We start from the raw sequence: 6,129 nt of genomic DNA on the forward strand, positions 1-6,129 counted from the left end.
GGCCAGGTGCGCGTGCTCAAGTGCCGCGGCGGCATGGCCCCGGCGCAGCCGTTGCCGCTGGCCCTGGCGCATTGAGCGGCCGCCGTGCACTGGGCCTGCCTGTTGCTGCCACAGCTGGCGCTGGATGCCGCCCTGCGCCAGCAGCCCGATCCGTCGGTGCCGCTGGTGCTGCTCAGCGGTCCGGCGCAACGCCGCGTGCTGCATGCGGTGAGTCCGGCGGCACGCCAGCTTGGGCTGCGCCGCGGCATGCTGCTGTCGGCTGCGCAGGTCCTCACCCGCGACATGCGCACCGTCGAGCACGACCCGCACGCCGAACAGGCCACCCGGCAGTTGCTGGCCAGTTGGCTGTATGGCATCAGCTCGCAGGTCAGCCTGGCCTTCCCGCATGCGCTGGCGCTGGAGATCGGCGCCAGCCGCGCGCTGTTCGGTGACTGGCCCGCGATCGAAAAGCGCCTGTGCGAGGGCCTCAAGGACCTCGGCTTCCGCCATCGCCTGGTGGCCGCACCCAACCCGCATGCGGCCTGGGTGCTGACCCGCGTGCATGCACGGCTGGGGGTGGAGGCCCAGCAGCTGGATGCCACGTTGGCGCAGGTGCCGATTGAACACAGCGGGCTGCCGGCCGAGGCGGTCACGGTGCTGGCACGCTCGGGCCTGCGCACGCTGGGTGCGGCCTTCCAGTTGCCACGCGACAGCCTGGCGCGGCGTTTCCCGCCGACGGTCCTGGCCCACCTGGATGCACTGCGCGGGATCAGCACGCCGCCGCTGCGCTACTACCAGCCGCCGGACCGCTTCGACGCACGCATCGAGTTCGAGTACGAAATCGAGTCCACCCAGGCCCTGCTGTTCCCGCTGCGCCGGCTCACCGGCGATTTGGCTGCCTTCCTGTGCTCGCGCGATGGCGGCGTGCAGCGCTTCACGTTGTGGTTCGAACACGACCAGCACCCGGACACCTGCCTGGCCATCGGCCTGCTCGCGCCCGAACGCGATGCGGCCATGCTGTTCGAACTGGCGCGCAACCGGGTGGACCACCTGCAGCTACCGGCCGGCAGCCGTGGCCTGCGCCTGCAGGCCGACCACCTGCCGCCGTTCGTGCCGGCCGCACGCGACCTGTTCGACCCCCGCCCGCAACAGGCAATGCCCTGGGAACAGGTGCGCGAGCGGCTGCGTGCCCGGCTGGGCGATGACGCGGTACAGGGCCTGGGGCTGCGCGCCGAACATCGCCCCGAACGTGCCAGCGGCGATGCCCACGGTGCGCCCAAAGGCCCGCCGCCGGTCCTGCCCGTGCGCCCGGGCTGGTTGCTGCCACGCCCGCAGCCGCTGCTCGACCCGCACCTGCGCATCGTGTCCGGGCCGGAGCGGATCGAATCGGGCTGGTGGGATGAAGGCGATATCCGCCGCGATTACTACGTGATCGAAACCGGCCAGGGCCAGCGCGGCTGGGCCTATACCAGCGCCGATGGGCGCGGCGGGCCGTGGATGCTGCACGGCTGGTTTTCATGAGCGCCGCCCTGCCCGACTACGCCGAACTGCATTGCCTGTCGGCCTTCAGCTTCCAGCGCGGCGCGTCGATCGCCGAGGAACTGTTCGCACGCGCCAAGGGACAGGGCTACCGCGCGCTGGCGATCACCGACGAATGCTCGCTGGCCGGCATCGTGCGGGCCTGGCAGGCAGCGAAAAAGCACGACCTGGCGCTGATCACCGGCGCGGAGTTCCAGCTCGACGACGGCCCCAAGCTGGTGCTGCTGTGCACCGACCTGGCCGCCTATGCCGGCCTGTGCCAGCTGATCACCACCTGCCGCCGTCGCGCGCCCAAGGGCGAGTACCGCTGCCTGCGCGAGGATCTGGATACGCTGCCCGACAGCCTGCTGTGCCTGTGGCTGGACCGCGCGCCCAACGCCGATGACGCCGCCTGGCTGCAGGCCCGCTTCGCACAGCGGCTGTGGCTGGCGGTGGAGCTGCACCGGGAGGCCGATGACAGACAGCGCCTGGCCGCGCTGCAACGCTTCGGTCGCGAGCATGCCATCCCGCTGGTGGCCAGCGGCGATGTGCACATGCACGTGCGCCGCCGCCGCGCCCTGCAGGACACCCTCACCGCGATCCGCCACCACTGCACCATCGCCGATGCCGGCTGGCGACTGTTTGCCAACGGCGAACGGCATGTGCGCACCCGCCAGGCGCTGGCCGCGCTGTACCCGCCGGCCTTGCTGGCCGAAACCGTGCGTATCGCCAACCGCTGCCACTTCGACCTCAAGCAGCTGCAGTACACCTACCCGCGCGAACTGATCCCGGCCGGGCACGATCCGGCCAGCTGGCTGCGCACGCTGGTGGAAGAAGGCATGCAATGGCGCTGGAAGACAGGCGCCACGGCCAAACAACGCACGCAGATCGAACACGAACTCGACCTGATCCATACGAAGCAGTACGAGTCCTACTTCCTGACCGTACACGACATCGTGCGCTTCGCGCGCAGCCAGAAGATCCTCTGCCAGGGCCGCGGCTCGGCCGCCAATTCCTCGGTCTGCTACGTCCTGGGTGTGACCGAGATCGACCCCAGCGAGATGGAGCTGCTGTTCGAGCGCTTCATCTCCGCCGAACGCGACGAGCCGCCGGACATCGACATCGATTTCGAACACGAGCGCCGCGAGGAAGTGCTGCAGTACGTGTTCAACCGCTACGGTCGCGAACGCGCCGCGCTCACCGCCGTGGCGATCAGCTACCGTGGCCGCAGTGCGGTGCGCGATGTGGCGCGGGTGCTGGGCCTGCCGCCGGACCAGGTCAACGAGCTGGCCGCCTGCCTGGACCGCTGGAGCAGCCACGAGCCGCTGCCCGAGGCATTGCGCGAGCGCGGCTTCGACCCGGACACACCGCTGATGCGGCGGGTGGTGGCATTGACCAGCGAACTGGTCGACTTCCCGCGCCACCTGTCCCAGCACCCGGGCGGTTTCGTGATTTCCGAACACCCGCTGTCCACGCTGGTGCCGGTCGAAAACGCGGCCATGGCCGACCGCACCGTGATCCAGTGGGACAAGGACGACCTGGACGCCACCGGGCTGATGAAGGTGGACTGCCTGGCACTGGGCATGCTCACCGCCGTGCGCAAATGCCTGGCCATGCTGCACGCACACGGCGCGCCCTTGATGGGCATGGCCGATATTCCCGCCGGCGACACGAAAACCTACGACATGATCTGCCGCGCCGACACCCTGGGGGTGTTCCAGATCGAATCGCGTGCGCAGATGGCCATGCTGCCGCGCATGCAGCCGCGCTGTTTCTACGACCTGGTGATCGAAGTGGCGATCGTGCGCCCCGGCCCGATCCAGGGCGACATGGTTCATCCGTATCTGAACCGGCGCAGGAAGCTCAAGGAAGAAGGCATCGAGGAAATCGACTACCCGCCCGCGCTGGAGAAGGTGTTCAAGCGCACCCTCGGCGTGCCGCTGTTCCAGGAACAGGTGATGCAGCTGGCGGTGGCCGCGGCCGGCTTTACCGCAGGCGAGGCCGACGCGCTGCGCCGTTCGATGGCGGCCTGGAAACGCCATGGGGGGTTGGAGCCGCATCGCGACCGCCTGCTCACCGGCATGGCCGCCCGTGGCCATAGCCGCGAATACGGCGAACGCCTGTTTGAGCAGATCAAGGGCTTCGGCAGTTATGGCTTCCCGGAAAGCCACGCGGCCAGCTTCGCGCTGATCACCTATGTCAGTTGCTGGCTCAAGTGCCACCACCCGTCGGCGTTCGCCGCCAGTCTGATCAACAGCCAGCCGCTGGGGTTCTACACCCCTGACCAGATCCTGCAGGACGCGCGCCGCCACGGCGTGCCGGTACTGCCGGTGGATGTGCGCCACAGCGACTGGGACTGCACGCTGCTGCCGCCCACGGCGCCCGACCGCCCGTTCGGCATCCGTCTGGGCCTGCGCCTGGTCGATGGCTTCAGCGAAGCGGTGGCCACCGCGCTGGTGCAGGCGCGTGCGCGGCAGCCGTTCGACAGCGTCGCCGACCTCAGCCAACGCGCGCGGCTGGATCGCCGCCACCAGGGCCTGCTGGCCGATGCGGGGGCGTTGAAGGGGTTGAGCGGCCATCGCCATCGGGCGCGCTGGGAAGTGTCCGGCGTGGAAAAACCGTTGCCGCTGTTCGACACCGCGCGGGCCACCGTGGAAGCCAGCGTGCCGTTGCCGCCGCCCAGTGCGCTGGAGGACATGCAGGCCGACTACAACAGCACCGGCACCACCCTGGGCCGGCACATGGTGGCCTTCATCCGCGCGCAGCTGCGCCAGCGCCGCTGCCAGCGTTCGGACGAACTGGCCGCCCTGCCGCATGGGCGCGCCGTGCGGTTTGCCGGGCTGGTGCGCATGCGCCAACGCCCGCAGACCGCCAGCGGGGTCACCTTCCTGACCCTGGAAGACGAATGCGGCATGGTCAACGCCGTGGTCTGGCGCAAGACCGCCGACCGCCAGCACCGGGTGCTGGTGGAAGCGCGGATGATGCAGATCGACGGCCGCCTGGAACGCGTGGATGGCGTGCAGCACCTGATCGTGCGGCAGATGTACAACATCGATTGCCTGATCGAAGGCGTGCGCACGCACAGCCGTGACTTCCATTGATGCCGCGCAGCAACACGTGACCAACTTCACGGTCACTGCAAATACAGACTTTTCCGACTGGTGTCGCAATCGACCATTGGGGTATTGTCGCGAGCTTCCAAGGATCTGGAGCCGCCAATGTCACGCGCACTCACCCTTACCACGCTGGTTGTCTCCAGCCTTGCGCTTGTCGTTTCCGCCTGGACCGGCATCCGCCTGCACCAGAGCCAGGCCCACGACCGGGTGATCACCGCACGCGGGCTGGTCATCCAGGACAGCACCGGCCAGGCCCGGGTGATTCTTGGCGCACCGGTACCCGACCCGCTCAGCAAGGGCGTCTCGCAGGGGCCGCGCGCATCGCCGTTGTCAGGACTGATCCTGCTCGGCGCCGACGGTTCCGAACGCGGCGGCTACGGCACCGCCGATGTCGGGGACGAAGCCATGCTCACCCTGGACGATGCCAGCGGCACCACCGAAGTATTCAAGGTCACCGCCAACCCGGATCGCGGTGCCACCCTGGTGATCAAGCACCAGAACAGCACCGGCGCCATGCTTACTTCCTGGCAGGGCAAGCCGGAGTTGATCTTCGTCGGCGACAACGGCCAGTCGCACTACGTTCGCCCGAGTACCCCCAGCGCGCCGTGATCCTCCAGCGCCTGGCGTAGATCAAGTGCAACGCGGCGCGCGTCGCCGGTGGCCAGCATGGCGGTGGTGATGCGCAGGCCGTGCACGCCCGGCTGCACGGCAAACACTTCGCCGCCGCGCAGCTGCCACCCGCGCTGGGCCAGCGCCAGCACCAGCGGCTGGCTGTCGGCGGCAAGCGGCACCCACAGGTTCAACCCATCCATCACCGCAGGGGTCTGGATGCCCTGCTCCCCCAGTGCCTGCTGCAACACCTGGCAACGCTGCGCATAGTCGCGCCCGGCCTTGGCCACGCGCGCCATCACCCGCGCCGAGCCCAGCGCCGCGGCTGCCGCATCCTGCAGCAGGTGGCTGACCCAGCCGGTGCCGGGGGCCATGCGCAGGCGCAGGCGTGCGGCGGTGTCGGCGTCGCAGCCCAGCACCGCCAGGCGCAGGTCCGGCCCGAGCGCCTTGGATAGCGAACGCACCAGCACCCAGCGCCGCGTGCGCGGGGCGATCACCGAGTGGTACGGCTGCTGCGACAACAATGCGAAATGATCGTCCACCAGCACCAGCACCTGCGGATGCCGTTCCAGCACCTGGCGCAGTTCGCGCGCGCGGCGCTGGCTGAGGCTGGCGCCGGTCGGGTTGTGCGCGCGCGGGGTCAGCAGCACCGCACGCGCACCTGCCTCCAGCGCCGCCGTCAGCGCCGCCGGCACCATGCCGTGTTCATCGATGGCCACCGCCAGCGTGGCGTGCCCGCCTGCGCGCAGGGTGTTGAGGCTGCCGAGAAAGCATGGATTCTCCACTGCCACGCGGTCGCCGGGCACCAGCCAGCTACCCAGCACCCGCTCGATCGCATCGACCGCGCCATGGCTGAGTTCCAGCGCATACCCGGGCGGACAATCCGGGTCCAGCTGCGCGCGTGCCA

General features: G+C 69.5%; 4 protein-coding genes and 1 pseudogene. 4 read left to right on the forward strand and 1 reads right to left on the reverse strand.

The genetic code is table 11. The annotated features are described in order from the left end of the window. The 4 genes and pseudogenes from DBR34_RS24530 to DBR34_RS01710 all read left to right on the forward strand — a co-directional run. Positions 1–75, forward strand: a pseudogene (locus DBR34_RS24530) (DNA lesion error-prone repair protein ImuA); the annotation flags it as partial. Positions 76–84: 9 nt separating this feature from the next. Continuing rightward, positions 85–1,500, forward strand: a complete 1,416-nt coding sequence (locus tag DBR34_RS01700; protein ID WP_128095454.1) for a DNA polymerase Y family protein — start codon at positions 85–87, stop codon at positions 1,498–1,500. Next, on the forward strand, positions 1,497–4,598 hold the full coding sequence (locus tag DBR34_RS01705) for an error-prone DNA polymerase (protein WP_128095455.1): 3,102 nt from the start codon (positions 1,497–1,499) through the stop codon (positions 4,596–4,598). Before DBR34_RS01700 ends, DBR34_RS01705 begins: the two co-directional genes overlap by 4 nt. A 117-nt stretch (positions 4,599–4,715) precedes the next feature. Further along, positions 4,716–5,222 carry a hypothetical protein gene (locus DBR34_RS01710; protein WP_128095456.1) on the forward strand — a complete coding sequence of 169 codons (507 nt, stop codon included), beginning with the start codon at positions 4,716–4,718 and terminating at the stop codon, positions 5,220–5,222. Here DBR34_RS01710 and DBR34_RS01715 read toward each other — a convergent pair. Further along, positions 5,189–6,129, reverse strand: a 941-nt coding sequence (locus DBR34_RS01715) for an aminotransferase class I/II-fold pyridoxal phosphate-dependent enzyme (RefSeq protein ID WP_258223615.1), incomplete at its 5' end; no start/stop codon positions are given. The genes DBR34_RS01710 and DBR34_RS01715 overlap by 34 nt on opposite strands.

It is taken from the genome of Stenotrophomonas sp. HMWF003, assembly GCF_003061285.1.
Classification (GTDB): Bacteria; Pseudomonadota; Gammaproteobacteria; order Xanthomonadales; family Xanthomonadaceae; genus Stenotrophomonas; species Stenotrophomonas maltophilia_AP.

What these genes read in the sequence shown, in the direction of transcription:
- DBR34_RS01710 (WP_128095456.1), top strand. Translation starts at nt 4,716, where the DNA reads ATGTCACGCGCACTCACCCTTACCACGCTGGTTGTCTCCAGCCTTGCG.
- DBR34_RS01705 (WP_128095455.1), top strand. Translation starts at nt 1,497, where the DNA reads ATGAGCGCCGCCCTGCCCGACTACGCCGAACTGCATTGCCTGTCGGCC.